The sequence below is a fragment of the Sorangium sp. So ce321 genome (assembly GCF_051530195.1).
Lineage (GTDB): Bacteria > Myxococcota_A > Polyangia > Polyangiales > Polyangiaceae > Sorangium.
The window spans coordinates 6,456,203-6,481,770 of record NZ_CP150329.1 but is presented as its reverse complement, the minus strand read 5'-3'; the positions used below and the strand labels follow the sequence as shown (position 1 = coordinate 6,481,770).

Below are 25,568 nucleotides of genomic sequence, written 5' to 3'. Positions count from 1 at the left end.
CGGACGCCGACGCGGGCGAACGCTGCGCCCGCGCACCCGGGCGCGACGCCCGCGCGCGCTGTCGCGCGAGGGCCCGTCGCATGATCACCGCGCGGCCGCGGAGCCGCATCCTCGGGACGGGCAGCTACGCACCCGCCCGCGTCCTGCACAACACCGATCTCGAGAAGATCGTCGACACCTCCGACAGCTGGATCAGCGAGCGGACGGGGATCCGCCGCCGTCATGTCGCCGCCGAGGGGGAGCTCACGAGCGACATGGCGTCCGCCGCCGGCCGCTCGGCGCTCGAGGCCGCGGGGCTCTCCGCGGCTGACCTCGACATGATCATCGTCGGGACGATCAGCGGCGACACCCCGATGCCCGCGTGCGCGGTGCACGTGCAGCGGAAGCTCGGCGCCGAGGAGATCCCCTCGTTCGACATCTCGGCGGCCTGCGCCGGCTTCGTCTACGGGCTCACGATCGCCGATCAGTTCATCTCCAACGGCGTCGCCCGGCACGTCCTCGTGATCGGCGTCGAGCTGCTCTCCCGCATCCTGAACTGGAAGGATCGCACGACGTGCGTCCTGTTCGGCGACGGCGCGGGCGCGGTCGTGCTCGGGCCTGCGTCCGGCGACGGCAGGGGCATCATCTCGACGCGGATCTTCAGCGACGGCGGGCTCGCGAACTCGCTTGTCATCCCGGGCGGCGGCACGGCCGAGCCGCTCACCGCCGAGGGCCTCGAGCAGAACCGCAACAAGGTCCACATGGTGGGGCAGGACATCTTCAAGGTCGCCGTGAAGAACCTCTCCAGCGCCTCGCTGATCGCGCTCGACACGGCGGGCATGACGGCCGCCGATCTCGACTGGGTCGTCGCTCACCAGGCGAACCTGCGGATCATCAGCCAGGTCGCCGGGCGGCTCAACCTCCCCCTGGAGAGGTTCGTGCTCAACATCGAGGAGTACGGCAACACCTCGAGCGCCTCCATCCCCATCGCCCTCGACGAGGCGGTCCGCGACGGGCGCATCAAGCCGGGTCACAACGTCCTGTTCTGCGCGCTCGGCGCCGGCATCTCCTGGGGCGCGTCCGTCGTCCGGATGTGAGCGGGCCATGCGGTCGCGTCGGCGTTGGGTCGAGATCTGCGCGTCGCGGCGGCTGAGCTCGCCGGGCGCTCCAGCAGGGGCGAGGCTCGGCGGCGCGCCCGCCTCGTGACGTAGCTCGAGGACGGACGGCGTCCGCTTCCTCCGCTTGGAAGTGAGGGCAAACGTGAAAATCGCTTGGCTGTTTCCAGGGCAAGGGGCGCAAGAGGTGGGGATGGGCAAGTCCCTCGCGGAGGTCTCGCCGGCGGCGCGCGGCGCGTTCGCGCGAGCGGACGCCGCGCTCGGCGAGCCGATCTCCCGGCTCTGCTTCGAGGGGCCGATCGAGGAGCTGACGCGCACGAGCAACACCCAGCCGGCCCTCGTCGCCACGAGCTGTGCCGTGGCCGCGGCGCTCATCGAGCAGCTGCCCAACCTCGAGCCGCCGCTCTACGCGGCCGGCCACTCGCTCGGCGAGTACAGCGCGCTCGTCGCTGCCGGGGCGCTCGAGATCGAAGAGGCGGTGAAGCTCTGCCGGATCCGCGGCGCCGCGATGCAGGAGGCCGTGCCGGCGGGCGAGGGGGCCATGGCGGCGATCGTCGCGCTCGATCAGGACGTGGTGCTCGCGATCTGCGCGGAGGCGGCGCAGGGCGAGGTGGTCGCGCCGGCGAACTTCAATGGTCCGGGGCAGACCGTGATCGCCGGCCACAGCCGCGCGGTCGCGCGGGCGGGCGAGCTCGCCGTCGCCCGCGGGGGCAAGGCCATCCCCCTCAAGGTGAGCGCTCCCTTCCACTGCGCGCTGATGCGGCCGGCGGCCGAGCGCCTGCGCCCCGAGCTCGAGCGCACACAGCTGAGGCCGCTCGCCTTCCCGGTGATCGCGAACGTCGACGCCGCGCCGAACTCCGATCCGGAGCGGGCGCGCTCGCTCCTCCTGCGGCAGGTCGACGGGACCGTCCAGTGGATGCGCACGATCGAGCGCATGGCGGAGGACGGCGTCACGCACGCCCTGGAGATCGGGCCTGGCAAGGTGCTCGCCGGGCTGGTCAAGCGGATCACGAAGCAGATCAAGGTGCTCAGCGTGAGCGACATGGCGGGGATAGAGCGCGTGAGCGCGTTCCTTTCGGAGGCATAGGCATCGATGTTCGACCTTACGGGCAAAGTCGCGATCGTCACGGGCGGATCGCGAGGGATCGGGCGGGCTGCGTCGGAGGCCCTGGCGGCGCAGGGCGCGCACGTCGTCGTCAACTACGTGCGCGGAGAGGCCGAGGCGCGCTCGCTCGTCGAGGCGATCACCGCGCGCGGCGGCAAGGCCGAGGCGCTCGGCTTCGACGTCGCCGACATGCAGGCGACCGAGGGCGCCATCGCCGACGTCGCCAAGCGGCTCGGTCGGCTCGACATCCTGGTCGCGAACGCGGGGATCGCGATCGACGGCCTGCTCCTGCGGATCAAGGAGGAGGACCTCGATCGCCTCTTCGCCGTGAACGTGAAGGGCTCGCTCGCGTGCGCCCGGGCGGCGACCAAGGTCATGATGCGCGCGCGCACGGGCCGTATCGTCTTCCTCTCCAGCGTCGTGGGGGAGATGGGCAACGTGGGCCAGGCGGCGTACGCCGCGACGAAGGCGGCCCTGCTCGGCGTGACGAAGACGCTCGCCCGCGAGTACGCGGGGCGGGGCATCACCGTCAACGCCGTGGCGCCCGGCTTCATCGACACCGACATGACCACGACGATCAGCGCTGAGATGAAAGAGGGGCTGACCAAGATGGTCCCGCTCGGGCGTACGGGACGACCGGAGGAGGTCGCTTCGGCGATCGCATTCCTATGCTCCGACGAGGCGGGCTACGTGACGGGCCAGACGCTGCGCGTCAACGGCGGCATGTACGTCTGAGCGCGCTGGCCCGCGCACCCCGGCATCCGGGCGTCGGCGGCAAACGTGACGCCAAACGCGGCGCTCACGAAAAAAGCGGCCGCTGGTAATTCGATGATGCAACGCTGATGGCGATGGGCTACTAGGGGGTCCGTTTTCCCGGGAGGAATACCATGGCTGAAGGTCGCGACATCACGGCCGAAGTAAAGCGAATCATCAAGGAGCAGCTCGACGTCGACGAGAAGGACATCAAGCCTGAAGCGACGTTCATCGACGATCTGGGCGCCGATTCGCTGGGCCTGGTGGAGCTTGTCCTCGCGTTCGAGGAGGCGTTCGAGATCGACATTCCGGACGAGGACACGGAGAAGATCCGGTCTGTCCAGGATGCGATCAGCTACATCGAAGGACATACCAAGAAGTAGCGTCCCTACCGCCCTACCGGACGCGGCGTCACCATGGAGGTGTGATGGCGCGTGGGCCAGCGAAGGGCCTGCTCTTCGTTGAAACACGTGTTGTCACCTCTGTGGTGGCGCTAGGGCAAAAAGAGCCATGGAACGCGTTGTCATTACCGGCATCGGGCTCGTCACGCCCAACGGCATCGGGACGCAGGCCACCTGGCAATCTTTGCTGGATGGCCAGTCCGGTATCGGACCGATTACCCTCTTCGACGCGAGCACCTTTCCCACCCGCTTCGCCGGCGAGGTGAAGGGCTTCGCGGCGGAGGACTACATCGCCAAGAAGAGGGTGAAGGAGATGGGCCGCTTCGCCCATCTGTCTGTCGCCGCTTCGCAGATGTGCATCAAGGACGCGGGGATCGAGCTCACCGAGGAGGACCGCGATCAGTGCGGCACGTTCATCGGCGTCGGCCTCGGCGGCCTCGAGTTCCTGTACCAGCACTCGATCACGCTGGCCGAGAAGGGCCCCCACAAGGTCAGCCCCTACTTCATCCCGACGGTCATCGCCAACCTCGCCGCGGGGCAGGTGGCGCTGTCGCTCGACCTGCGGGGCCCGAGCTACTGCAACACGAGCGCATGCTCGTCGAGCGCGCACTCGCTCGGCGAGGCGTTCGAGTGGATCCGCCGTGGACGCTCGCAGATCATGCTCACGGGCGGCGCGGAGGCGACGATCACCGGCCTCGGCATCGGCGGGTTCTGCGCGATGTTCGCGCTCTCGCGGCGCAACGAGGAGCCGCAGCGGGCGAGCCGCCCCTGGGACAAGGGGCGAGACGGCTTCGTCTGCTCCGAGGGCGCCGGGTCGCTGCTGCTCGAGTCGCTCTCCCACGCGAGGAAGCGCGGCGCGAAGATCTACGCCGAGGTCGTGGGGTACGGCGCCTCGTGCGACGCGTACCACATCACGAAGCCGGCGCCTGAGGGCGCCGGGGCGCAGCGCGCGATGAAGATGGCGCTCGATGACGCGAGGCTCGCGCCGGATGCGATCGACTACATCAACGCGCACGGCACCTCGACGCCGCAGGGCGACATCGAGGAGACCCGCGCGATCCTCAAGATCTTCGGCGACCACGCGGCGTCGAAGCGCCTCTGGGTGAGCTCCACCAAGTCGGCGATGGGCCACCTGCTCGGGGGCGCTGGCGGCGTCGAGGCGGCGATCTGCGCCCTCGCGCTGCGCGACGGCGCGGTGCCGCCGACGCTCAACCTGGACGATCCCGATCCCGAGTGCACGACCCTCGACTACGTGCCGTTCACCTCGCGCAAGCGCCCCTTGAAGCACGTGATGTCGAACTCCTTCGGCTTCGGCGGGACGAACGTGTCGCTCGTGCTCTCCCAGTTCGAGGGCTGATCGCGCGCCGCGCCGGATGGCTCGATGAAGTGCCCATTTTGCGGTCACCTTGAAGACCGGGTCATCGACTCCCGCGCTGGCGGCGCAGGCGAGGTGATCCGGCGCCGGCGCGAGTGCGCCTCGTGCGAGCGGAGGTTCACGACCTACGAGCGCGTCGAGGACATCCTGCCGACCGTCGTCAAGAAGGACGGCCGGCGCGAGCCTTTCGATCGCCAGAAGCTCGTGCGGGGGCTCCGGATCGCCTGCAACAAGCGGCCCGTGTCCATCGACCAGATCGAGGGTATCGCCGACGCGATCGAGCGGGAGGCGCAGGAGTCCGAGCGGCGGGAGATCTTGTCGACCGAGCTCGGCGAGCGGGTGATGAACCACCTGCGCAGCCTCGATGAGGTCGCCTATGTCCGGTTCGCCAGCGTCTATCGCTCCTTTCGGGATATCGACCAGTTCATGGCCGAGCTTGGCAAGCTTGTGAAGGCCAAGGCGCCCTAGTAGATCCGGCACTTCGATGTCCGCGAAGCTCCCTAACCCCGATCCCGAGTTCGACGCCGCGATGATGCGCCTCGCCATCGAGGAGGCGCACAAGGCGATGCCGTCGCCGAACCCCCCGGTCGGCGCGGTGGTCGTGAACACCGCGGGCGAGGTCGTCGCCGTCGCGCACCACGCGCGCGCGGGCGAGGAGCACGCCGAGGGGCTGGCGCTCGCGATGGCAGGGGACGTGGCGCGCGGCGGGACGCTCTACGTGACGCTCGAGCCCTGCAACCACGAGGGGCGCACGCCGCCCTGCGTGGACGCGGTGCTGAGCGCCGGCATCAAGCGGGTCGTCATCGGCGCGCCCGATCCGAACCCGTCCGTGGTCGGCGGCGGGGCGCAGCGCCTCAGCGACGCCGGGCTCGCCGTCGAGATCGGCGTCGCCGGCGCCGACGCGCGCGCGCTGATCGGGCCCTGGACCAAGTTCGTCACGACGGGCATCCCCCACATCGCGCTCAAGCTCGCCCTGTCGCTCGACGGCCGCATCGCGACCCGCACGGGTGCATCGAAGTGGGTCACCGGCCCGGAGGCGCGCGCGAAGGTGCAGGAGCTGCGCTCGCGGCACGACGCGGTGGCGATCGGCATCGGCACCGCGCTCGCCGACGATCCCCGGCTCACGCTGCGCGAGCCCGGGCTCACGCCGGGGGGGCGGACGCCCATCCGGCTCGTCTTCGACACGCGGCTCCGGCTGCCGCTCCACACGCGCCTGGCGCAGACAGCGCGGGAGGTGCCGACCTGGGTGCTCACGGGCGCCGACGCGCCCGAGGCGGCAGAGCAGGTGCTCGTCGACGCCGGCTGCGTCGTCCTGCGCGCGCCGACCTCCGCGGAGGGGCGGGTCGACGTGACCGCCGCGATGCGCCTCTGCGCCTCCCAGGGGATCGTTTCCATCCTCGTCGAGGGCGGCGCCGAGCTCGCCGGCAGCCTGCTCGCGTCGCGGCTGCCCGACGAGCTGCACGCCTTCGTCGCCCCCATCCTGCTCGGCCCCCGCGGCCGACCGGGCGCGGTCGACTGGGCCGGCCCGGACACGCCGGGCGACGCGCCCCGGATCGTCGATCCGCGCTGGGAGCTCTGCGGCCGCGACGCGTACGTCAGCGGCTCGCTCGCCTTCCCGGCGCGCAGCTGACCGGTCTGCCCACGCGGACCGCGACCCGCGCGGAGCGGGCCGGGACCTGCGTGGCTCAGCCCGCCGCCTCGGCGCCGCGCTTCTGCATCTTCCGCTGGACGATGCGCTTCTTCAGCGTGCCCATCCGGTCGATCATCAGCACGCCGTCGAGGTGATCGAGCTCGTGCTGGATGGCCACGGCGAGCAGGCCGTCGGCCGCGATCTCGAACGTCGCGCCGTCTCGCCCGCGGGCGCGGACGTTGACGTGCCCGGCGCGCTTGATGTCCTCGCTGATGCCGGGGAACGACAGGCACCCTTCGGGGCCGGTCTGCTGCCCCTCTTGCCGCACGATCTCCGGGTTGATGAACACGAGGAGGTTGCTCGGCTCGTTGTCGGCGGCGATGTCAACGAGGAAGATGCGGTGTGGCTCCCCGATCTGCGTGGCCGCCAGGCCGACGCCGGGCGCGGCGTACATGGTCTCGGCCATGTCGTCGATAAGCTTCACGATCTCGGGCGTGATGTCCCCGACCGGCTGCGCCTTCTGCCGCAGGCGCGGATCGGGATAGTGGAGGATGGTGCGGATGGCCATGGCTGCTCAACAGCATAACCTCCGTTCCAGGCCGGCGCCCGTCAAGATGTGCTAGCGGTTGCGCCGGAACGAGGTCGAGGTGTCGACGGTGACCCCGCGGGACTGAAGATCTTCCACGATGTCCGGCACCAGCCCGGAGGCGTGGAAGGTCCCCTCGAGCGCGCCGCCCGCGGCTGTCCGCTCGACCACGAACGTGAAGACGTCGCGAATGGCGATCTGCCCGTTCTCGACGGCGAGCTCCGCGATGCGGAGCACCCGGTGGCGGCCGTCGCGGAGCAGCGCGATCTCGATCGCCAGGTCGAACGATGACGCCAGCCACTCGCGCGCGGTCTCCGGCGTGATGCCCGGGCGGGTCGCGGCGATGTCGGCGGGGAGCCGCGTCACGGCCTGCCGCAGCGTCGGCGCCCGCGCGGCCGCGAGCACGCCGTCCATGCCGCCGCCGATGGCGTCCACCACCTCGGCCGCGACGTGGCCAGCGAACGAGCTCACCACGAGCCGCTCCGGCCGGATGCGGGCGGCCGACTGCACCGCCCGCGTCCGCTCGGCCGTCGTGCTGCCGAGCGCGATGGACAGGGCGTTGGGCTGATCGAGGACCAGCTCGTCCTCGTCCTGGAGCACGACGAACCGGTCGTCGGGCTGCGCCGCGGCCGCGAGCGCCCCGAGCAGCCAGCTCGTCCCCGCGTCGCGCGTCCCCGTGACGAGGAGGTTGCCGCGCCCGAGCACGCACTGGGTGAGAAGGCCGGCCATCGCGCGCGAGATCGTCCCGTTGCGCACCAGGTCTTCCAGCGTGACGTCGGGGCGCTGCGGCTTGCGGATCACCAGCGTGGAGGTCGCGGCCGGCGGCAGCACGGCGAAGAGCCGCCGGCCCCTCGGCAGGAGCCGCTCGACGAAGCTCGCGCCCTCCTCGAGCGGCTGCCCGGCCATCCTGCACAGCCGGCGGATCACCCGGTCTACCGCCCGCTCGCTGCTGAACCCGACCTCCGCGATGACGCGACGGCGCCCGTGCATCGCGATCACGTGGTCGTGGCGGAACACCTGGATCTCGCTCACCTCGGTGTCGTCGAGCAGGCGATCGAGCGGACCCAGCGTGAAGAGCTCCCGCTGCGCGTCGGCGACGAGCGCCTCGGCGTCCACCTCGGGGGGAAGCTCGCCCGCTGCCCGCGTCGCCTCCGCGCTCTCGGCGAGGGCGTGCTCGATCCGCTGGGCGAGCGCGGCGTCCGGCGGCGCGCCGCTGTCGAGCGGCGTGAGGTCGACCTTGTCGGCGAGCCGCTCCAGGACGCGCCCGAGCGCCCTGCGGTGCGCCACGGCCTGCGCCGAGTCGCCCTGTCCGCGGTCGACCCGATCCGAGACGGGCGGGATCGCTCGCCGGCTGGGGATCGGGACCACGCTCGGGTGGACCCCCGGCAGCGGGGTCGCGGTCGGCGACGGGCGCACCATCTGCGTGGTCGGGTTGCCCGGGGGAGCGCCGCGACCATCGCGCGGCGGCGGCGCGTTGGGCGTCGCCGGCGGCGAGACCGGCAGCGGTGGGACGAGCGCGCCGCTCGCCCCCGGCGCGACGGGCGGGCGAGGCGAGGGGATGCGCGGCGGACCGGGGACCAGCGCGCCCGCGTCGACGGACTCGTCCGGATCGTTCTCGAGCGGGAAGTGGCTGATCACGCCCTGGCTGGTGCGCGACGGCTCGCCCTTCTCGTTGATCAGCGGCAGCGGCGCTGACCGGTGCAGCCCCTTCTCGGCGGACGGCGGGGCCCGATCGGGCAGGTGCGCCGGGTCGCCGCCGGTGGGCATGTCCTCCGCCGCGCGCACCGGGGGAGCGGTGCTGTCCGGGGGCGCTGTCCCGGCCGCGGCCGTCTCGATCCGCAGCACGAAGTCGCCGATGTAGATCTTGTCGCCCTCGCGGACGATCGTCGCCTGCGCGATCTTCCGGCCGTTGACGTACGTGCCGTTCGTGCTCTTGAGATCGGTGACGATGAAGCGCCCATCGCGGAAGAGCAGCCGTGCGTGCCGCTTCGAGACGTTGCCCTTCGGCAGCATCAGGTCGTTGCCCTGCACGCGACCGACGTTGATCTCTGTCCGGTCGAAGGTTTCGCGGCGCTCCGCGCCCCCTTTCTCGCTGATGATCACCGAGAACATCTCGTCGCCTCGCGGGGCCAGGGCGGAGGTGAGACCCGATGCCCTCGCCACGCCATACGAGCAAGCTCGAACAGACATGTCAACGAGATGCCTTCGTTTCTGCTGCCGGGCGGCGAGCGGGCCGAGCCAACGCCTGCGCCGGCCGCGCTCAGGAGGCGCGGCGCACGACGAGCGCGCCGCGTCGATCCCGGAGATCGAGCCGCCGAGCTGTGACGCTGGCGGCACCTCGGCGCACGTCGGCGCGCGTTCGCGGGTCGTGCGTCGCCGGGCCAGCCGGGCGCCTCCCGCAGGGGCACGGCGTCCCGGACTGGCCGCCCGCTCTGCTGCAGCCTGCTGCAGCGCTCGACGCAGGCGGTCGCCGAGCTCCCGGAGCGCACCGCGCCGATCGACGCTCCGACGCGCCGCGCGCGGCGCGTGATGAGCAGCGCGCGAGTCATGCGCGCTGTCGTGGTGGCCGCGACGGCGTCGCCGCCCGAGGCGCGGGGCCCGCAGCGTGAGGTGACGAGACCACCATGGAGAGCGCGGCGTCAGGCGCGGACCGACGCACAGGGCTCTTCGATAAGAGCGCAAATCTTGACGTCTGCGCGAATTGTGCTTCGCGGCGCGCCCTTCAACGATGGTCCTCGCGTGCTCGCCGTCAGGAGCTTCTGTACGGCGGCGCCAGTCGCGTCGGGAGCTGCTCCAAGGCGGGACTGCCGGTGAGGCGGGTACTGCCTCGAGCAAGCTCCGATCGAACCATCATCGCTTGACCTTGGCGCGTCGGGCCGTTTACGTTGGCGCCCGCTCGGACCGGGGAGAATCGTCGAAGTTACCGCGCACGCACATCAACCAGCGGCTGAGCAGCCGCCCGGCGCAAGTCGGATTTGTCCACGAGGGGGGTTTGCTGGAAGCAGCGAAGCCCGCATCGGAATGAGGGACCGCAGCGGCGGTCTCCTCCCGAATCCCAGCCTGCGCGCCTCGGGTATCGACGAGCTCTGAAGTGGAGGAAATATGGCAGTTGGCAAGGTAAAGTGGTTCAACGATGAGAAGGGTTGGGGCTTCATCAAGCAGGAGACTGGCCCTGACGTCTTCGTGCACTATTCGCAAATCAGCGGGGAGGGTCGCCGCCGTCTGTTCGAGGACGAGACCGTTGAATTTGAGATCAAAGAAGGTCCCAAAGGTCTCCAGGCGGTCAACGTGATGCGCGCCACCGCCTGATTCTCCTCCTGACCAGCGCCCCACCGGACTGCCCGCGCAGCGCTCCCGCTGCGCTCGATCCACCTCACTTCCGAGCTCGATCTCACCGCGTGCCCGCGAGGCGGGTCCTGCGTGTGACGGATTGTCTGCGCGCCGCTCCGGTGGGGCGCTCGGCGCTCCGCCGTGCGTCCCTCTTCCGGGAGGGCGCTCCGCAGAGGCCGAGCGTCCCTCTTCCGGTAGAGCGCTCGGCAGAGGCCCGACGCCCGGGCCGGCTCACCGCTCGGGGACCGGCACCTCGCGAAACGCCTCTTGACCCGGGACGAAGCGGTGGGAGGTGATGCCCTTGATCGCCCCCGCGTCGTCGATCTCGTAGACGTTGAACCCGGCCATCCGCTCGTCGCTGTCGTGAAGGAGCGAGGCGCTGGCGGCGCCCACGGCGTCGATGTGACCGCGCTCGGTGTGCAGCTTCCGGTGGATGCGCCGGTGCAGATGCCCGTGCAGCAGCAGGCCGCGGCTGACCTGCCGGAGCAGCCGCCCCTCCGCGGCCGCGTCCCCGAGGCCCTCCAGCAAGGTCTTCGCCCGGCTCGCCGGGTTGTGGAAGGGGTGGTGCTGGAGCACGACCGGCGTCCGCCGCTGCACCTCCGGGTGCGCGAGCACACGCTCCAGCGCGCGCAGCTGCGCCGGGCCGATCCGCCCCGAGGCCACCAGCGGCGGACGCGGCCACGCGGTCGAGAGGCCGATGAACGCCACCGGCCCGCGCAGGTGCACGAAGGGGAAGGCCGAGCTCCCGGCGCCGCCTCGGTCGCTCTTCTCCGGCGCTTCGAGGGGGAGGTCGGAGCGCAGGTAGGCCGCGAAGTACTGAGAGAACCGCTGCGAGCGGTGCGCGCCCTTGGTGTACGCGTCGTGGTTCCCCGGGACGACGCTCACCCGGTCGGGAGGAAGCCCGAGGTCGCGCTGCAAGAAGTTGCGGACGAGGACGAACTCCCGCTCGAGCGCGAGGTTCGAGACATCGCCGGTGATCACGACGTGGTCCACGCCGAGCCGCCGGATCTCCTTCGCCGCCGCGTGCACCGCGTACGGCTTGTGGATGGCGCGGCGCCGGAAGCGGAGGTTGATGTAGCCCGTGAGCCGCTTGTTCAGCAGCCGGAACGGGATGGCCCCCTCGAGGGACAGGAGGTGCAAGTCAGAGAGGTGCGCGATCCTCACGGGCGCCAGTATGGGCTCTTCCCGCGCCGCGGCCAACCGCCGCGCGGGCTCGACGCCCCGCGGCTCCGCTCAGCCGTCGCGCGCGCAGCGGAAGCCGCGCCACGCGCGGCGGCTCGTCGGAAGGTCGTGCCCCCGCGCCGCGCCGCGCAGCCAGGGCCGACCCTGGATGTAGCTCCCGCCGCGCAGCACGCGCTCCTCGCCCATGTCGGGACCCCGCGGGTTCATCGCGCTGCCGCCTGGATACTCGGGATGGTAGTAATCAGCGACCCACTCCTCGACGTTGCCGGAGAGGTCGTCGATGCCATCGGGGGTCCGCCCGGCGACGAGCGAGCCCACGGGCGCGAGCTCGAGGAAGCCGTCGCCGCCGTCGAGCTCGTCGAACGACAGCCGCCCGTGGTTCGCATGGAAGGGGTTGTAGACATGACCCCACGGGTAACGACGCCCGGCGAGGCCGCGCGCCGCCCGCTCCCACTCGGCCTCGGTTGGAAGGCGAACGCCGGCCCAGGCGCAGTAGCGCTGCGCGTCGCTCCACGAGACGAGCACCACCGGGTAGTCCGGCCGGTCGAAGCGCTGCCCGCCGGAGGCGTACGGCGGCTCTGCGCAGAGTCCGGCCGAGACGCACCGGCGGTAGCTGGCCACGGTCACCTCGGTGCGGTCGATCCAGAAATCCGACAGGTACACCTCGTGCGGCACGAGCTCGTTCGCGAAGCTCGCCTCGGTCTCGTCGACGCACAGCTCACCGGCCGGCTCGAGCTTGCAGAGCGTCACCGCGTGCGCGATCTCCACCTCGCTCGAGCCCATCGTGAAGCTGCCCGCGCGCACGAGGACAGCGGAGGGGCCGGGCGCGCGCAGCGAGACGACGCTCGCCGGCGAGCGCCCGCGCTGGCCACCGGCGCCCGCCGGGAGCGCGGCCTCCGCGGCCCCCGGCAGGCGAGGGGCGCGCCGCGAGCGCGGAGGGGCAGCCACGCCGACCATGGAGACCGCGAAAAGCGAGGTCAGCGTGGCCAGCGTGAGGAGAGCCGCCGGACGCATGTCGGAGGCGTAGCATGCTCCAGGCTTGCGGAGTGTTTCTGCCTCTTCCGACCTCGACCGAGGCGGCGAAGGCCAGTCGTCTGGGACGTCGTGAGCGCGGGCTGCCGTCGAGCGCTGGGCCTGGCGTCGCGTCGCGCGCCGCGCGACGCCCTCCAATCGCCGCGTGACGGCGCGCGACGCGCCGCAAAAGTGCGCCGGGCGCCGAGGAGCGATAGACTCGAGGGGCTCGATGTCAACCCTTATGGATAACGCGAACACGATGAGCGCGGAGGTCGACGCCGCGGTGATCGAAGAGCTGCATGAGGCGCTCGAGAGCGGAGAGCTCGTCCTCTTCGTGGGGGGAGGCATCTCGGCCGCGGTCGGGCTGCCGACGTGGCGCCAGCTCGTCGACCTGCTCGTCGAGAGGGTGCGCGAGCAGGTCGGCGACGAGGTCGTGGTCGCCGAGGTCGCGTCGCTCGCGCGATCGCAGCGCTACAGCGAGGCGCTCGCCGCGGCGGAGCTCGCGCTCGGCGCGGCGGAGTTCAACGCGTTCGTCGAGGGTGCGCTCGACGACGAGGGGCTGGATCCGCCGCGGATCGCGATCGCGATCGCGGCGCTGCGGGACAAGCTGCGCGCGGTGCTCACCACGAACCTCAACCACCTGCTCGAGCGCGCCTTCGCCTTCGAGTGGGAGACGATGTCGCGCGTCACCGACGAGGTCGCGTGGCGCCGTCGGTTCATCCTCAAGCTGCACGGCACGCTGAAGGAGCCGGCCAGCTGGGTGTTCGCGCGCGAGCGCTTCCTCGCGTCGATCGCGGCCCCCGACGTCCGCAGGTCGCTCACGGCCGTGCTCTCGAAGTGCCCCGTGCTCCTCATCGGCTTCGGGCGCGCCGACAGCAACTTCGACGAGATGCTGTCGGACATCCACGCGCTGTCGGGCAGCTCGCCGCCGCCCCGCTTCTTGCTCGTCCCGAGCGCGAGCCTGACGCCGTACCGGCGCACGATGCTCGTGGGCATGGGCTTCCGCCTCATCCCCTACGACACGCCCGACGGCAGCCACGACAGGGCGCTCGCGATCCTCGAGCGCATGAGCGCGCCCCGCACGCGCGCGACGGCGTCGCGCGCGTCGCGCTCGATCGTGCCGCCCCCGATCCCCGACCTGGAGCTCCCGCCCTCGTCGTCGCCGCTCGGCTTCCCGTCGTACGATCTCCCGTCCGACCTGGCCGCCTACGACGACACGGTCACGATGCCCGGGGCGATCGAGGCGCCGCGGCGCGAGCGGGCCTCCGAGCCGCCGGCGAGCCCGATCGAGGTGTTCTTCTCGTACTCCGAGAGCAACCGCGAGCTGCGCGACAAGCTCGAGACGCACCTCGCCATCCTCAAGCACAAGGGCGTGATCCGCGGCTGGCACGACGGCGAGATCGGCGCGGGCGAGGAGCGCGACAGGGCGATCGCCGAGCACCTCGAGGCGGCGAAGATCATCCTCCTGCTCATCAGCGCGGACTTCCTGGCGTCGGACTTCTGTTACGACGTCGAGGTGCGGAAGGCGATCGAGCGCCACGAGCGGCGGGAGGCGCGCGTCATCCCGGTCATCCTCGACGCCTGCGACTGGGAGGGCGCGCCCTTCGGCAGGCTGACGAGCCTGCCGAAGGGCGGTCGACCCGTGACGAGCTGGGTCAACCAGAGCGAGGCCTTCACCGACATCGCCAAGGGCATCCGAGAGCAGGTCGAGCAGCTCAGCCAAAACCCCTCCTAGGCTCACCGACCGCCGGCGCCCAGCCGGTGAGCCACTCAGAGGTGCCGCCGCCCCCCGGGATCTGGAGCGTCCCGGCGTGGACGGGCCGGAATCTGGCCGCGCGCGACGCGCTGCTCGCCGAGAGCGGCGCCACGCTCGCGAAGCGCGGGATGGCGCCGCTCTGCGGGCTCGGCGGCACCGGCAAGACCAAGCTGGCGATCGAGTACGCGTACCGCAACGCCAGCGCCTACGACATCGTCTTCATGATCGACGGCCAGAGCCCCGCGACGATGGACGCCGCCTTCGTCGCGCTCGCCGCCGAGATGCGGCTGCCCGACCACGAGCAGCTCGACGCGTCGCGCGCTGTCGCGGCGGTGCGCAACAGGCTCGGGCGCCGCGGGCGCTGGCTCCTCCTCTTCGACGGGGTGCGCGATCCCGTCGAGGTCGAGCCATACGTCCCGAGCGTCTCGCACGGCGGTCACATCCTCGCGACGTCACAGAACCCCATCTGGCGCGGGCTCACCACGGTGAACGTGCGAGGCATCGAGCGTGCCGAGTCGGTGAACTTCCTGCTCCGGCGCACGGGGGAGACCGACGCGGAGGCGGCCGACGCGCTCGCGGAAGAGCTCGGCGATCTGCCGCTCGCCCTGGCGCAGGCCGGCGCGTACATCGAGGAGACGGGGCGCCCGCTCGCGGAGTACCTCGCGCTGTTCCGCCAGCGGCCGGCCGCGCTGCTGGAGCGTCCGGTCAGCTTCCCGGTCACCGTCGCGACAGCGTGGGAGAGCGCGCTCGCCGCGGTGTTCAGCCACCAGGCTGCCGCGGAGCTCCTCAGCCTGTGCTCGTTCCTGCCGATGGACGCGATCCCGCGGCGGGCGCTCAGCGAGTACGATCCGCTCGCGCTCGACGACGCGATCGCGATGCTGCGGCTGCACTCGCTGATCGAGGTGCGACCGCACGCGCTCAGCGTCCACCGCCTCGTGAAGATCGTCGTCCGCAACCAGCTGCGGCGGGACGACCGGCGTCAGTGGATGGAAGCGGCGCGCCGCATCGTCCAGGCTTCCGGCAGGTTCTTCCCCGGCACGGAAGAGGAACGCGAAGGTAGGACGGAGCCGGATTCGCCGTAAGGCACACCCCCTGAAGAAGATGGAGGTCCGACCCACATGTATCCGCCGAGAGCGTCACATACCGTCTCTTCCTGGGTCTTTCCCGACCGCGTATTCTCGTTGCGCTTCAGGTCCGTCGTGAGACCTTAAGGCCCGCGAGAGGAACTATGGTTGCCTTGGCGACGAGCCCCGCCGACGTGTTCTTCTCCTACTCCCCCAGGGACGAGGACCTGCGGCCCAAGCTCGAGACGCACCTCGACGCGCTCAAGCGGCAAGGGGTCATCCGGACGTACCAGAGCTTCGCGCTCGGCGGAGCGAAGGAGCGGCGGGAGGTGATCGCGGCGAGGCTGCGCGAAGCCCGCGTCGTGCTGCTGCTCGTGAGCGCGGATTTCCTCAACACCGAGGCGTGGCTCTCTCCCGAGATCCGCGAGGCGATCGCCCGGCACGACGCGGGCGAGTGCCGGGTCATCCCCGTCATCCTGCGCCCCTGCGCCTGGGAGAAGACGCCGCTCGGCAAGCTGGAGCCGCTGCCGAACCGCGCGCGGCCCGTGACGAGCTACCCCAACCAGAGCGAGGCGTTCACCGAGATCGCGAAGGGGATCCGGAGCGCCGTCCGCGAGACGGAGCCGCCCACGCAGAGGCCGGTCGTCCGGCGGCCGTCGAGCTCGCCCGACGCGGAGCCGCACATCAAGAAGCTGCCGCCGCGCAACCCGAGCTTCACCGGGCGCGACCAGCTGCTGAACGAGCTGCGGAGCGCGCTCACCACCGGGGGGCCCGCGGCGCTCACGCAGGCGATCAGCGGCCTCGGCGGGATCGGCAAGACGCAGGTCGCCGCGGAGTACGCGCACCGGTACGCGAACCAGTACAACGTCGTCTGGTGGGTCCGCGCCGAGGAGCCGGCGACGACGGCCGAGGACTTCGCCCGCCTCGCCGCGGCGCTCGACCTGCCTGAGCAGAACGAGGCCGACCAGCGGATCGCGATCGAGGCGGTCCGCTCGTGGCTGAGCCGCAACGACAGGTGGCTCCTCATCTTCGACAACGTCAACGACCCGAGGGACGTCGCCTCGTACCTCCCGCACCCGCGCACCGGGCACATCCTGATCACGTCGCGCAACCCGAGCTTCCGCGGCATCGCCACGCCGCTCACCGTGCCGGCGCTGGATCGCGCCGACTCGGTGAAGTTCCTGCTCGGCCGGACCGGGCAGAGCGACGAGCGGGCCGCGGAGAAGCTCGCCGAGACGCTCGGCGACCTGCCGCTCGCGCTGGTGCAGGCGGCGGCGACCATCAAGGAGACGAGGTCGTCGATCGCGACCTACCACGCTGTCTTCGGCGACCATCAGCGCGAGCTGCTGCTCCGCGGCGTCCCGATGGATTACCCGACGCCTGTCGCCACGACGTGGGGCCTCGCGTTCCAGGAGGCGCAGCGCTTCTCGCCCGTCGCCGTCGATCTCCTGAGCCTGTGCGCGTTCCTCGCGCCCGACGACATCCCGCGCGAGGGCCTCGCCGACGCCGCGCCGCACCTGCCGCCGGCGCTCGCGGAGGCGCTGAGCGATCCGCTGATGTTCGACGAGGCGGTCGCCGCGCTGCGCCGCTACTCGTTCATCGACGTGCACGAGGGCGCGCTCTCGGTGCACCGGCTCGTCCAGGCGGTCGTCCGCGATCGCCTCCCGCCCGAGGACCGGCGGATGTGGGCCGAGGCCGCGGTTCGCCTCGTCGACCACGCGTTCCCGGAGAGCAGCGAGGACGTGGAGACGTGGCCCTTCTGCGCCCGCTGGCTGCCGCACGCGCTCGCCGCGGCGAGCCAGGCCGAGGCCCACGACGTCGCGAAGGAGGTGCGCGGGCGGCTCCTCGCCCGGTTCGCGGTCTACCTGCAGGGACGGGCCGCGTTCGCGGAGGCGAAAGGGTACCTGGAGCGGGCCCTCGCGCTGCACGAGGCGGTGTTCGGCCCCGACGACCCGAAGGTCGCGGCCGTGCTGCGCAGCGTGGGCAGCGTCCTGCACGACCTCGGCGATCTCGGCGGCGCGCGGGCGCACCTGGAGCGCGCGCTCGCGATCGACATCGCGAGCTTCGGCCCCGACCACCCGGAAGTGGCCCGCGACGTGAACGACCTCGGCAGCGTCCTCATGGATCAGGGCGACCTGCCGGGCGCGCGCAAGCACCTGGAGCGCGCGCTCGCGATCGACGAGGCGACGTACGGCCCCGACGACCCGAGCGTCGCGATACGGCTCAACAACCTGGGCGTGCTCTTCCGCGATCTTGGCGACTTTGCGGGCGCGCGCGTGCATCTGGAGCGCGCGCTCGCGATCGACATCCGCGCTTACGGGCCGGAGCACCCGACGGTCGCGATCGGGCGCACGAACCTCGGCCGGCTGCTCCACGACCTCGGCGATCTGAAGGGCGCGCGCGAGCAGTTCGAGGAGGCGCTCAAGATCGATGAGCACAGCTACGGCCTCTACCATCCGCGCTTCGCGCAGGCGTTGAACAACCGCGGGCGCGTGCTGCGCGATCTCGGCGACCTCGCCGGGGCGCGCGCCGACTTCGAGCGCGCGCTCGCGATCGTCGAGGACACCTACGGCCCGGATCACCCGGACGTCGCGCGGGACATCAACAACCTCGGCAGCGTGCTGCGCGATCTCGGCGACCTCGAGGGGGCGCGGGCGAACTTCGCGCGCGTGCTGAAGATCGCCGAGGCGACCTACGGCCCGGATCACCCGGCGGTGGCGATCGGCTGCAACAACCTCGGCAGCGTGCTTCAGGCGCTCGGGGAGCTGCCCGGGGCGCGCGAGCAGCTGGAGCGGGCGCTCGGCATCGCGCAGGCGACCTACGGGCCGGATCACCCGGTCGTGGCGAGCATCGTGAACAACCTCGGCCGCGTGCTGCAGGCGCTGGGCGATTTATCGGGCGCCTGGCAGCAGATCGAGCGCGCCGTCGCCATCGCCACGAAGGCGCTCGGGCCGACGCACCCGTCCGTGCAGATCTTCTCGCGGAACCTGGCGCGCCTCGGAGACGCGCTCGGGAGCAGCGCCGAAGCGACGTGAGCCCCCGCGGGGCGAGCGCACGCCGCTGACGGCGTCGCGACGCGCATCGCCGGCGGCGCCGCGACGCGCATGGCTGACGGCGCAGCGGCGCGCATCGTCGGCGGCGCAGCGGCGGGCCGTCGCGCGAAGCAGAGGGCGCCAGGGGAGGGGCCCCGGCGTCCTCTGCGTCTCGGATGTCCTGGCGTGGGGCGGAGCGCTAGCCGATCAGGATCTGCGTCGGGTGCTCGAGGAGCTGGCGCAGCACCTTGAGGAAGGTCGCGCCGACCGCGCCGTCGACGACGCGGTGGTCGCAGGAGAGCGTCATGCTCAGGCGCCGGCCCGGCACGATCTGCTCGCCGCGCACGACGGGCTCCCGGCGGACCTGGCCCACGGCGAGGATCGCGCCCTCGGGGGGGTTGATGACGGCGCCGAAGTTGTCGATGCCGTACATGCCGAGGTTCGAGATCGAGAACGTCCCGTTCGCCATCTCCTCGGGCCGCAGCTTCTTCGCCTTGGCGCGCCCCGCGAGCTCGCGCACCTCGGCGGCGATGTCGAGCACCTGCTTGCGATCGACGTTGCGCACGACCGGCGTGACGAGGCCCTCGGGGACGGCGACCGCCACCGAGATGTCGACGCGCCGGTGAACGAGGATCGCGTCCGCGGTGAACTGCGCGTTGCATTCAGGCACGCGCACGAGCGCGATGGCGCACGCCTTGACCAGGAGGTCGTTGAAGCTGACCTTGGCCGCCTTCTCGCCCTCGCCGGCGGTCGCCGCGAGATCCGCGTTGATCTGCTCGCGCAGCGCGTTCAGCGGATCGGCGTCGACGTCGATCGAGAGATAGAAGTGCGGGACCGTCTGCTTGGACTCGGTGAGGCGCCGCGCGATCGCCTTGCGCATCATGCTGAGCGGTCGCACCTCCGGCGCGGCGAGCTCGCCCGGCGCGGTCGCCGCGGGCGCGGCCGCCGCGGCCGGCGCCGGCTGCAGCCCATCGAGGTCGCGCGCGACGATGCGCCCGCCGGGCCCCGTGCCAGCGACGCCGCTGAGGTCGAGCCCGCGCTCGCGGCCGAGCTTGCGCACGTAGGGCGACGCCTTCACGCGGCCCCCGGAGGACGGCTGCGGCGCAGCCGGCTGCGTGGGCGGCGAGACAGCGTCGCCGCGCGCCGCGGGCGGCGCGGTCGTCGCGGGGACGTCGCCGCTCGGCGCGGCGCCGCCTGCAGGCTGCGCCGGGCGATCCCCCTTGGGCTGAGGCTCCGCTGCGCTCTGCTTCTGCGCCGCAGCGCCGCCGCTCCCCCCGGCGAGGGCGCTTATGTCCTCGCCCGGGGCGCCGATGATCGCGACAGGCTGGCCGAGCTGAACCACGCTGCCCGCAGGCACGAGGATCTTGAGCAATGTCCCTCGATCGAAGGACTTGTACTCCATGGTCGCCTTGTCGGTCTCGACCTCTGCGAGCAGATCGTCGATGTCGATCGCGTCGCCTTCCTTCTTGTGCCAGGCACTGATCTGCCCCTCCTCCATGGTTGGGGACAGCTTCGGCAGTTCCAGAACCTTCGCCATGGGTCTATCAACCTTGATCGGGGATGTGCGTCCGCTCAGTCAGCTTTTGTAGAGAACGCGGTGAACGTTTTCGATGATCCGCGCGGCCTGCGGGATCACGTACTGCTCCAGCCGAGCGTTGTAAGGCATCGGAACGTCGAGCGTCGTCGCGCGTAGCACGGGCGCGTCCAGGTCGTCGAACGCGAGCCGCTGGATGCGATCGGCGATCTCCGCGCCGACGCCGCCGTACGGCCAGCCTTCGTGCGCCACGACCGCGCGGTGGGTCTTCGTCACGCTCCGCACGATCGTCTCCTCGTCGAGCGGGCGCAGCGATCGCAGATCCACGACCTCCGCGCTGATCCCCTCCTTCTCGAGCTCGGTGGCCGCCTCGAGCGCCACGTGCACCATCCGGCTCCACGCGATGATCGAGACGTCCGTCCCCTCGCGCACGACGGAGGCGACCCCGAGCGGCACGAGGAAGTCGGGGTCGTCGGGCACCTCGCCCTTCACGCCGTAGAGCGTCTCGCTCTCCATGAAGAGCACCGGGTTGTCGTCCCGGATCGCCGACTTCAGGAGCCCCTTCGCGTCCGCCGGCATCGCGGGCGCGAGCACCTTGAGGCCAGGGACGTGCGCGTAGAAGTGCTCCATCGAGTGCGAGTGCTGCGAGCCGACCTGCCGCGCCGAGCCGTTGGGCGCCCGCAGCACGAGCGGGATGGTGAGCTGCCCGCCCGACATCTGCCGGAGCTTCGCCGCGTTGTTGAGGATCTGGTCGAACGCGACGGCGGAGAAGTTCCACGTCATGTACTCGACGATCGGCCGGAGCCCGACCATCGCGGCGCCGATCGAGATGCCGGTGAACCCGCTCTCGGTGATCGGCGCGTCGATCACGCGCTTCGGTCCGAACTTGTCGAGCATGCCCTCGGTCACCTTGTAGGCGCCCTGGTAGTGCCCGACCTCCTCGCCGACGAGATACACGCTCTCGTCGCGCTGCATCTCCTCGATCATGGCGGCGCGAACCGCCTCTCGGTATCTAAGGACGGTCATCGCGCAAAAGGTCCTGCATAGGTTGTGGGCTCGAGCACCTCGGGCCCGGGTTCGGGGCTCTCCTCGGCGAAGCGGACCGCGTCGGCGATCTCCTCTTCCACCTCTTTCTCGATCGTCTCGAGGGCCGCCTTGTGCCCCTTCTCCTCGAGCTCGATGCGCGAGCGCAGGAGCACGTCTTTCTTCTTCCGCTCCTCGAGCTCCTCCTTCGTCCGGTACTTGCCGGGATCGCTCATGGAGTGGCCGCGGAAGCGGTACGTCCTGATCTCGACCAGCGTCGGCTCCGAGTGCGTGCGCGCCCGCGCGATGGCCTCGCCGAGGCGATCGCGCACCTGGAGGACGTGCTCGGAGTTGAAGCGGTCGCGCTCCATCCCGTAGGCGAGCGCCTTCAGCGAGACGTCCTCGACCGAGAGCGTCCGGGAGAGCGGCGTCCCCATCGCGTACTCGTTGTTCTCGCAGACGAACACGATCGGCAGCTTCCAGAGCGCCGCGAGCGACATCCCTTCGTGGAAGTCGCCGATGCTCACCGCGCCCTCGCCGAAGAACACCATCGAGACGCGGTCCTCGCCGCGGTACTTCGACGCGAACGCGGTCCCGACGGCGATCGGGATGTGGCCGCCGACGATGCCGTAGCCGCCGAGCATGTTGTGCTCTTTGTCGAAGAAGTGCATCGAGCCGCCGAGCCCCTTCGAGCACCCGGTGACCTTGCCGTAGAGCTCTGCCATCGCGGCGCGCGAGCTCATGCCGCGAGCGAGCGCGAGGCCGTGATCGCGGTAGGTCGTCATCACGTAGTCGTCGGGGCGGAGCGCCGCGGACGCGCCGACGGCGATGGGCTCCTGACCGATGTAGAGATGAAGGAACCCACCGATCTTGCTCTGCGCGTAAGCGCGGGCCGCTTCTTCCTCGAAGCGGCGTATCTGGAACATCTTTCGGTAGAGCGACAGATGGAGATCGTCGCCGTTGGTCTGGGTAGTCATCGCGGAGATCTCAGGGGGCAAGACAGCAATTCAGACAGTCGCCAGCGCGGCGATCGGCGTGATGGGTGTGCGCCGCCGGGCCCGCGAGGGTCCCGGCGAGGCGATTGACATCGGCCGTTCCGGACAGCGACGCCGCTTACCCGGGGTCCTTTAGGGGAGTTTTTCCGCCGTGACAACGCATCTGCGCTCTCTGCCGTTCAACGCGCGGCAGCATCGGCCGCGCCGGCGTCCGGTGCGCCCGGCTCGTTGGTCTCCGGCGCGCCGATGTCGGTGGCCTCCGGCGCCCCCGCGTCCTCCTCGTGCTCGTCGTCCTCGGGGATGCCGACCGACGCGGGCCGGCTCGGGGCGCTGCCCGTCGGGCTCGCGCTCGGCTCCGCGCTGCCCGTCGCGCGCGGCGCGGGCGCGGCGGTGTCCCCCGGCTCGTGCTTCGGCCGCGCAGGCCGCGCCGACGGGGCGACGCGCGGCCGCGGCGGCTCGGCCTCGGCCGCGGCAGCGGCCGAGGACGACGCGGCCGGCGCCGTCTCCGCGGGGGGCGCCTCGACCGGCGCGTCCGTCGAGCGCATCGCCGTACGGACGAGCAGCATCGCCGTCGCCACGACCACGGCCGCGCCGAGCACGATCTGCCCCGTCTTGCGCTCGCGGGGAGGGAAGTCGTCGTCGAGCGGATCGGGGCGCAGCGCGCCCGGCTCCGTGGCCAGCGCCGCGGTCGCGGCGGCGGAGGACTCGAGCACGCGCCTCGGCATCTGGCTGGAGGCGGCCCACTCGAGGCTGTCGGCGAACGCGGCGCCGAACGCCTCGCAGCTCGGGAACCTCTCCTCGGGCCGCTTCGACAGGCCGCGCGCGAGCACCTGGTCGAGCGACGGCGGCACGCCGAGCTCGCGCGCGACCGGCGGCGGCACGTCGCTCGCGATCTTCGACGCGACGGAGACCGCGTCGTCGCCCGGGAACGCGCGCTGGCCGGAGATCGCCTCGTACATGACGGCGGCGAGCGAGAACTGATCGCTCTCGGGCGAGAACTTCCCCGCGCGGAACGTCTCCGGCGCGCTGTACGCGGGCGTCCCCATGAGCCCTCCCTGGTGCGTCAGCGTCGAGTCCGGGATGCGGGCGATGCCGAAGTCGGCGATCTTGCCGCCCTTCGCGGACAGGATGATGTTCTCCGGCTTGATGTCGCGGTGGACGATGCCTGCCCGGTGCGCGATCGTGAGCGCCTCGCCGAGCTCGCGCGCGAGGCGCGCCGCCTGCGCGGCCGAGAGCGGGCGCTCGAGGAGGTGTTGCTTCAGCGTCGGCCCCTCGACGTACTCGAAGACGAGGTAGAGCCCGAAGTCCGGGTCCTCGCCGACGTCGTGGAGCGTGACGAGGTTCGGGTGCGTCACGCGGGCGGCGGCGCGCGCCTCGTGGCGCATCCTCACGATGAGCTGCTCGCGGACGTCGCGCGGGATGCGGAGGTCGTCGCGCAGGTGCTTCAGCGCGACGTCGCGATCGAGGACCGGATCGTGCGCGAGCAGCACGCGCCCCATCGCCCCCTCGCCGAGCAGGCGCTGCACGTGGTAGCGGCCGAGGGCGGCGGGCAGCACGGCGCAGTCGCTCGGCTGTGCGAGCGCGCCGCGGCCGCCATCGGGGGACGAGGATCCAGGCACGTCGCGTCGTTTCTATCCGTCCGGCGGCCCCGGCGGAAGGCCTGGCCGGCGTCCGGCTTCCGGTTATTCTCTGCCGCAGCGCGCTCCGGGTTGATGCGCGGCACCCGGGCTCTGCGGAGGCCGGGTCCGCGACCCGGGCGGCGCGCGAATCCAGAGAGGTCGCAGCGAGCACAGATGAGCACCGAGAGCGCGTCAAAGCCGGCCCAGGTCGCCGGACCTACCAGGAAGCGAGGCAAGGCCAAGTACATCGTCCTCCTCGGCCTCGTGGTCTCCATCGTTCTCGCCCAGCAGACGGGGCTCCTCGGCTTTGGCCTGGCGCACCTCCGCGCCGCCACGTTCCCGAAAGACGAGTCGCTGCTCGAGTATGTCCACGGCAGCGCGCCCGGCGTCGTGATCATCGACCCCCACCAGCTCGACCTGAAGGCGCTCGGCCCGGAGGGCAGCTCGGTGCGGCAGCACATCGAGCGCACCCGCGACGACATCAAGAAGGCGACGGGCATCGACCTCGGCTTCGACGTCGACAAGCTGATCCTCTCCCCGTCGATCGTCGTCGCGCGCGGGCGCTTCGACGAGCAGAAGCTCGCCGAGCGGCTCGCGGAGCACAGCTACGTCCAGGCGGAGCACAAGGGCGTGAAGTACCTGGTCCGCGCCGGCGAGGATGCGATCGCCGTGCGCGGCGGGTCGATCCTCCTGTACGGCGCCGAGCCCGAGCTCCGGGCGAGCATCGACGCCGAGGAGGCCGGGACGTCGCTGGCGAGCCGGGAGGAGGCCACGTCGCGCCTCGCGCACATCGGCTGGGATCGCCCCGTCCTCGGCGTCGTCCTGCTCTCCGAGAGCAAGCCGAGCCTCCGCGCGATCCTCACCGGCTCCACCGGCCCGCGCGCGGTCACCGTCGGCATCTCGACGAAGGGCGGGCTCTCGGCGACCGTCGCGATCGACGCCGCGTCGGCCGACGCGGCGGAGGAGATCCGGAAGCTGCTCGAGGAGAAGCGCGCGAACCTCGATGCGCTCAAGTCGCTCGCCGGTCCGGAGGCCGGCGCAGGGCTCGCCGAGATCGCGAAGCGCGCGGCGCTCACCGTCGACGCGGGGGCGGGCCGGCTCATGGTGCAGGTGGACGTGCGCCCGGAAGAGCTCGACGTGCTGGCGAAGGCCGGCGCGAAGGCGGCCGGCTCGCTCGGGGATGTGTACAAGAACGTGCGGCTGCTCCAGCTCCTCACGCCGGGCCCCTGACGTCGTCGTCTCCGCGCGCGGCGCGCCTGGCTAGCTTCGCGCTCCAGAAATCCCGTCAGGGTTTCCTGAAGCGCGAAACCAGGGCGGCCGCGAAGCGGACGCCGGGGTCCGGGGCGGAGCCCGAGAGAACTAAGGCGCCGCGCAGCGCGGGCACTGCGCCTCGACCCTGTCGGTCGCGCTCTTCACCCGGGTGCGCGCCGCGTCGCACCGCTGGTCCGCGTCGCCGGCGAGCCCGCAGAGGTGCTGCGTCGCGCGGCTCATCGAGGCGAGCGCGCGGCACGCGGTCTCGCACGGCGCCGCGGACACCTGCTCGGCCTCGGCCTTCTTACTCGGGCGCTCGCCGCCGGCCGTCGTGGCTCGCGGCGCGCTATCCGCTGCCGCCGGAGGTGCCGGCGCCGGGGGTGGCGCGACCGGCGATGGCGCCGCCGGCGACCTGTCCCCGGGCTGCGCCGACTGCGCCACGCTTCGGTCCTCGCTTCCACCCGCTGGCGCGCCGAGGACCCGGTCGAGCTCGCCTTCCGCGCGTTCCAGCTCCGCGAGCGCGTCCTCTGCCGTCCGGGGGGAGCCCTCCTCCGGGGCCGACATGACGGTCGCACCGGCGGGCTCCGGCGCCGCGGGCGCGTGCGCGACCGCGGCGCCGCCGCAGCCCGAGAGCGCGACGGCGGCGATCCACAGGGGGGCGGCTGCGGCAGACCAAGCTCGGTGTCGGTTCATCGGTCCTCCTGCGCCTGACGCCCGGCGCCCGGCTTTCGGCTCATCGCCGCGTCGCGCCGCGCGCCGCGCGCTGAGGGCCTGCTCGTGGCGGGGCGCAGGTTGACTCCCGCTCCGTGCGCTATGCTCCGCGG

21 protein-coding genes are annotated in these 25,568 nt (G+C 71.7%); 12 read left to right on the top strand and 9 right to left on the bottom strand.

Annotated features, from left to right (window positions below):
* The first annotated feature begins 80 nt into the window (after nucleotides 1–80).
* The 7 genes from WME89_RS23905 to ribD all read left to right on the top strand — a co-directional run bounded on the left by WME89_RS23905 (nucleotide 81) and on the right by ribD (nucleotide 6,358).
* Entirely contained in the window at nucleotides 81–1,076 is a 996-nt protein-coding gene (locus WME89_RS23905; RefSeq protein ID WP_438011408.1) for a beta-ketoacyl-ACP synthase III, read from the top strand.
* Nucleotides 1,077–1,239: 163 nt separating this feature from the next.
* On the top strand, nucleotides 1,240–2,181 hold the full coding sequence (gene fabD, locus WME89_RS23900) for an ACP S-malonyltransferase (RefSeq protein WP_438011407.1): 942 nt from the start codon (nucleotides 1,240–1,242) through the stop codon (nucleotides 2,179–2,181).
* Nucleotides 2,182–2,187: 6 nt separating this feature from the next.
* Nucleotides 2,188–2,934 carry a 3-oxoacyl-ACP reductase family protein gene (locus WME89_RS23895; protein ID WP_437311641.1) on the top strand — a complete coding sequence of 249 codons (747 nt, stop codon included), beginning with the start codon at nucleotides 2,188–2,190 and terminating at the stop codon, nucleotides 2,932–2,934.
* A gap of 152 nt (nucleotides 2,935–3,086) precedes the next feature.
* The gene (acpP, locus tag WME89_RS23890; protein WP_437311640.1) at nucleotides 3,087–3,335 is read left to right on the top strand and encodes an acyl carrier protein; all 249 of its coding nucleotides are present in this window, start codon (nucleotides 3,087–3,089) and stop codon (nucleotides 3,333–3,335) included.
* A gap of 127 nt (nucleotides 3,336–3,462) precedes the next feature.
* Nucleotides 3,463–4,710, top strand: coding sequence for a beta-ketoacyl-ACP synthase II (fabF, locus tag WME89_RS23885; RefSeq protein ID WP_438011406.1), 1,248 nt, complete (start codon nucleotides 3,463–3,465; stop codon nucleotides 4,708–4,710).
* A gap of 24 nt (nucleotides 4,711–4,734) precedes the next feature.
* Nucleotides 4,735–5,196 carry a transcriptional regulator NrdR gene (gene nrdR, locus WME89_RS23880; protein ID WP_438011405.1) on the top strand — a complete coding sequence of 154 codons (462 nt, stop codon included), beginning with the start codon at nucleotides 4,735–4,737 and terminating at the stop codon, nucleotides 5,194–5,196.
* Between the two features lie 16 nt (nucleotides 5,197–5,212).
* Nucleotides 5,213–6,358: a bifunctional diaminohydroxyphosphoribosylaminopyrimidine deaminase/5-amino-6-(5-phosphoribosylamino)uracil reductase RibD gene (ribD, locus tag WME89_RS23875; RefSeq protein ID WP_438011404.1), complete on the top strand. Its 1,146-nt coding sequence runs from the start codon at nucleotides 5,213–5,215 to the stop codon at nucleotides 6,356–6,358.
* A 55-nt stretch (nucleotides 6,359–6,413) separates the two neighbouring features.
* Here the strand turns inward: ribD and def are convergent, their stop codons facing one another.
* The gene (def, locus tag WME89_RS23870; protein WP_437517130.1) at nucleotides 6,414–6,926 is read right to left on the bottom strand and encodes a peptide deformylase; all 513 of its coding nucleotides are present in this window, start codon (nucleotides 6,924–6,926) and stop codon (nucleotides 6,414–6,416) included.
* Between the two features lie 51 nt (nucleotides 6,927–6,977).
* On the bottom strand, nucleotides 6,978–9,056 hold the full coding sequence (locus WME89_RS23865; RefSeq protein ID WP_438011403.1) for an ATPase, T2SS/T4P/T4SS family: 2,079 nt from the start codon (nucleotides 9,054–9,056) through the stop codon (nucleotides 6,978–6,980).
* A 990-nt stretch (nucleotides 9,057–10,046) separates the two neighbouring features.
* Between WME89_RS23865 and WME89_RS23860 the strand changes: the two genes are divergently transcribed.
* The gene (locus WME89_RS23860; RefSeq protein ID WP_436618753.1) at nucleotides 10,047–10,253 is read left to right on the top strand and encodes a cold-shock protein; all 207 of its coding nucleotides are present in this window, start codon (nucleotides 10,047–10,049) and stop codon (nucleotides 10,251–10,253) included.
* A 252-nt stretch (nucleotides 10,254–10,505) separates the two neighbouring features.
* Here WME89_RS23860 and WME89_RS23855 read toward each other — a convergent pair whose 3' ends face one another.
* Nucleotides 10,506–11,438, bottom strand: coding sequence for a metallophosphoesterase family protein (locus WME89_RS23855; protein ID WP_438011402.1), 933 nt, complete (start codon nucleotides 11,436–11,438; stop codon nucleotides 10,506–10,508).
* Nucleotides 11,439–11,507: 69 nt separating this feature from the next.
* The gene (locus WME89_RS23850) at nucleotides 11,508–12,470 is read right to left on the bottom strand and encodes a formylglycine-generating enzyme family protein (protein WP_438011401.1); all 963 of its coding nucleotides are present in this window, start codon (nucleotides 12,468–12,470) and stop codon (nucleotides 11,508–11,510) included.
* A gap of 241 nt (nucleotides 12,471–12,711) precedes the next feature.
* On the opposite strand from WME89_RS23850, the gene WME89_RS23845 reads away from it, so the two are divergent.
* From WME89_RS23845 to fxsT, 3 genes are all read left to right on the top strand, one after another.
* Complete coding sequence (locus tag WME89_RS23845; RefSeq protein WP_438011400.1) at nucleotides 12,712–14,205, top strand: SIR2 family protein; 1,494 nt, start codon at nucleotides 12,712–12,714, stop codon at nucleotides 14,203–14,205.
* Between the two features lie 26 nt (nucleotides 14,206–14,231).
* Complete coding sequence (locus WME89_RS23840; RefSeq protein ID WP_438011399.1) at nucleotides 14,232–15,308, top strand: ATP/GTP-binding protein; 1,077 nt, start codon at nucleotides 14,232–14,234, stop codon at nucleotides 15,306–15,308.
* 146 nt (nucleotides 15,309–15,454) lie between these two features.
* Nucleotides 15,455–18,325 (top strand): FxSxx-COOH system tetratricopeptide repeat protein, encoded by a 2,871-nt coding sequence (gene fxsT / locus WME89_RS23835; RefSeq protein ID WP_438011398.1) that lies wholly within the window; start codon nucleotides 15,455–15,457, stop codon nucleotides 18,323–18,325.
* Between the two features lie 196 nt (nucleotides 18,326–18,521).
* Here the strand turns inward: fxsT and WME89_RS23830 are convergent, their stop codons facing one another.
* The 4 genes from WME89_RS23830 to WME89_RS23815 all read right to left on the bottom strand — a co-directional run bounded on the left by WME89_RS23830 (nucleotide 18,522) and on the right by WME89_RS23815 (nucleotide 23,493).
* On the bottom strand, nucleotides 18,522–19,859 hold the full coding sequence (locus WME89_RS23830; protein WP_438011397.1) for a pyruvate dehydrogenase complex dihydrolipoamide acetyltransferase: 1,338 nt from the start codon (nucleotides 19,857–19,859) through the stop codon (nucleotides 18,522–18,524).
* Between the two features lie 39 nt (nucleotides 19,860–19,898).
* Nucleotides 19,899–20,882, bottom strand: a complete 984-nt coding sequence (locus WME89_RS23825; RefSeq protein ID WP_438011396.1) for a pyruvate dehydrogenase complex E1 component subunit beta — start codon at nucleotides 20,880–20,882, stop codon at nucleotides 19,899–19,901.
* Nucleotides 20,879–21,856, bottom strand: coding sequence for a pyruvate dehydrogenase (acetyl-transferring) E1 component subunit alpha (gene pdhA / locus WME89_RS23820; protein WP_437663968.1), 978 nt, complete (start codon nucleotides 21,854–21,856; stop codon nucleotides 20,879–20,881). The genes WME89_RS23825 and pdhA overlap by 4 nt, the downstream gene beginning before the upstream one ends.
* A gap of 197 nt (nucleotides 21,857–22,053) precedes the next feature.
* Nucleotides 22,054–23,493: a protein kinase domain-containing protein gene (locus WME89_RS23815; RefSeq protein WP_438011395.1), complete on the bottom strand. Its 1,440-nt coding sequence runs from the start codon at nucleotides 23,491–23,493 to the stop codon at nucleotides 22,054–22,056.
* Between the two features lie 174 nt (nucleotides 23,494–23,667).
* Here WME89_RS23815 and WME89_RS23810 point away from each other — a divergent pair, with 174 nt between their 5' ends.
* Nucleotides 23,668–24,723 (top strand): hypothetical protein, encoded by a 1,056-nt coding sequence (locus WME89_RS23810; protein WP_438011394.1) that lies wholly within the window; start codon nucleotides 23,668–23,670, stop codon nucleotides 24,721–24,723.
* A gap of 129 nt (nucleotides 24,724–24,852) precedes the next feature.
* Here WME89_RS23810 and WME89_RS23805 read toward each other — a convergent pair whose 3' ends face one another.
* Complete coding sequence (locus WME89_RS23805) at nucleotides 24,853–25,437, bottom strand: hypothetical protein (RefSeq protein ID WP_438011393.1); 585 nt, start codon at nucleotides 25,435–25,437, stop codon at nucleotides 24,853–24,855.
* Nucleotides 25,438–25,568 lie beyond the last annotated feature (131 nt).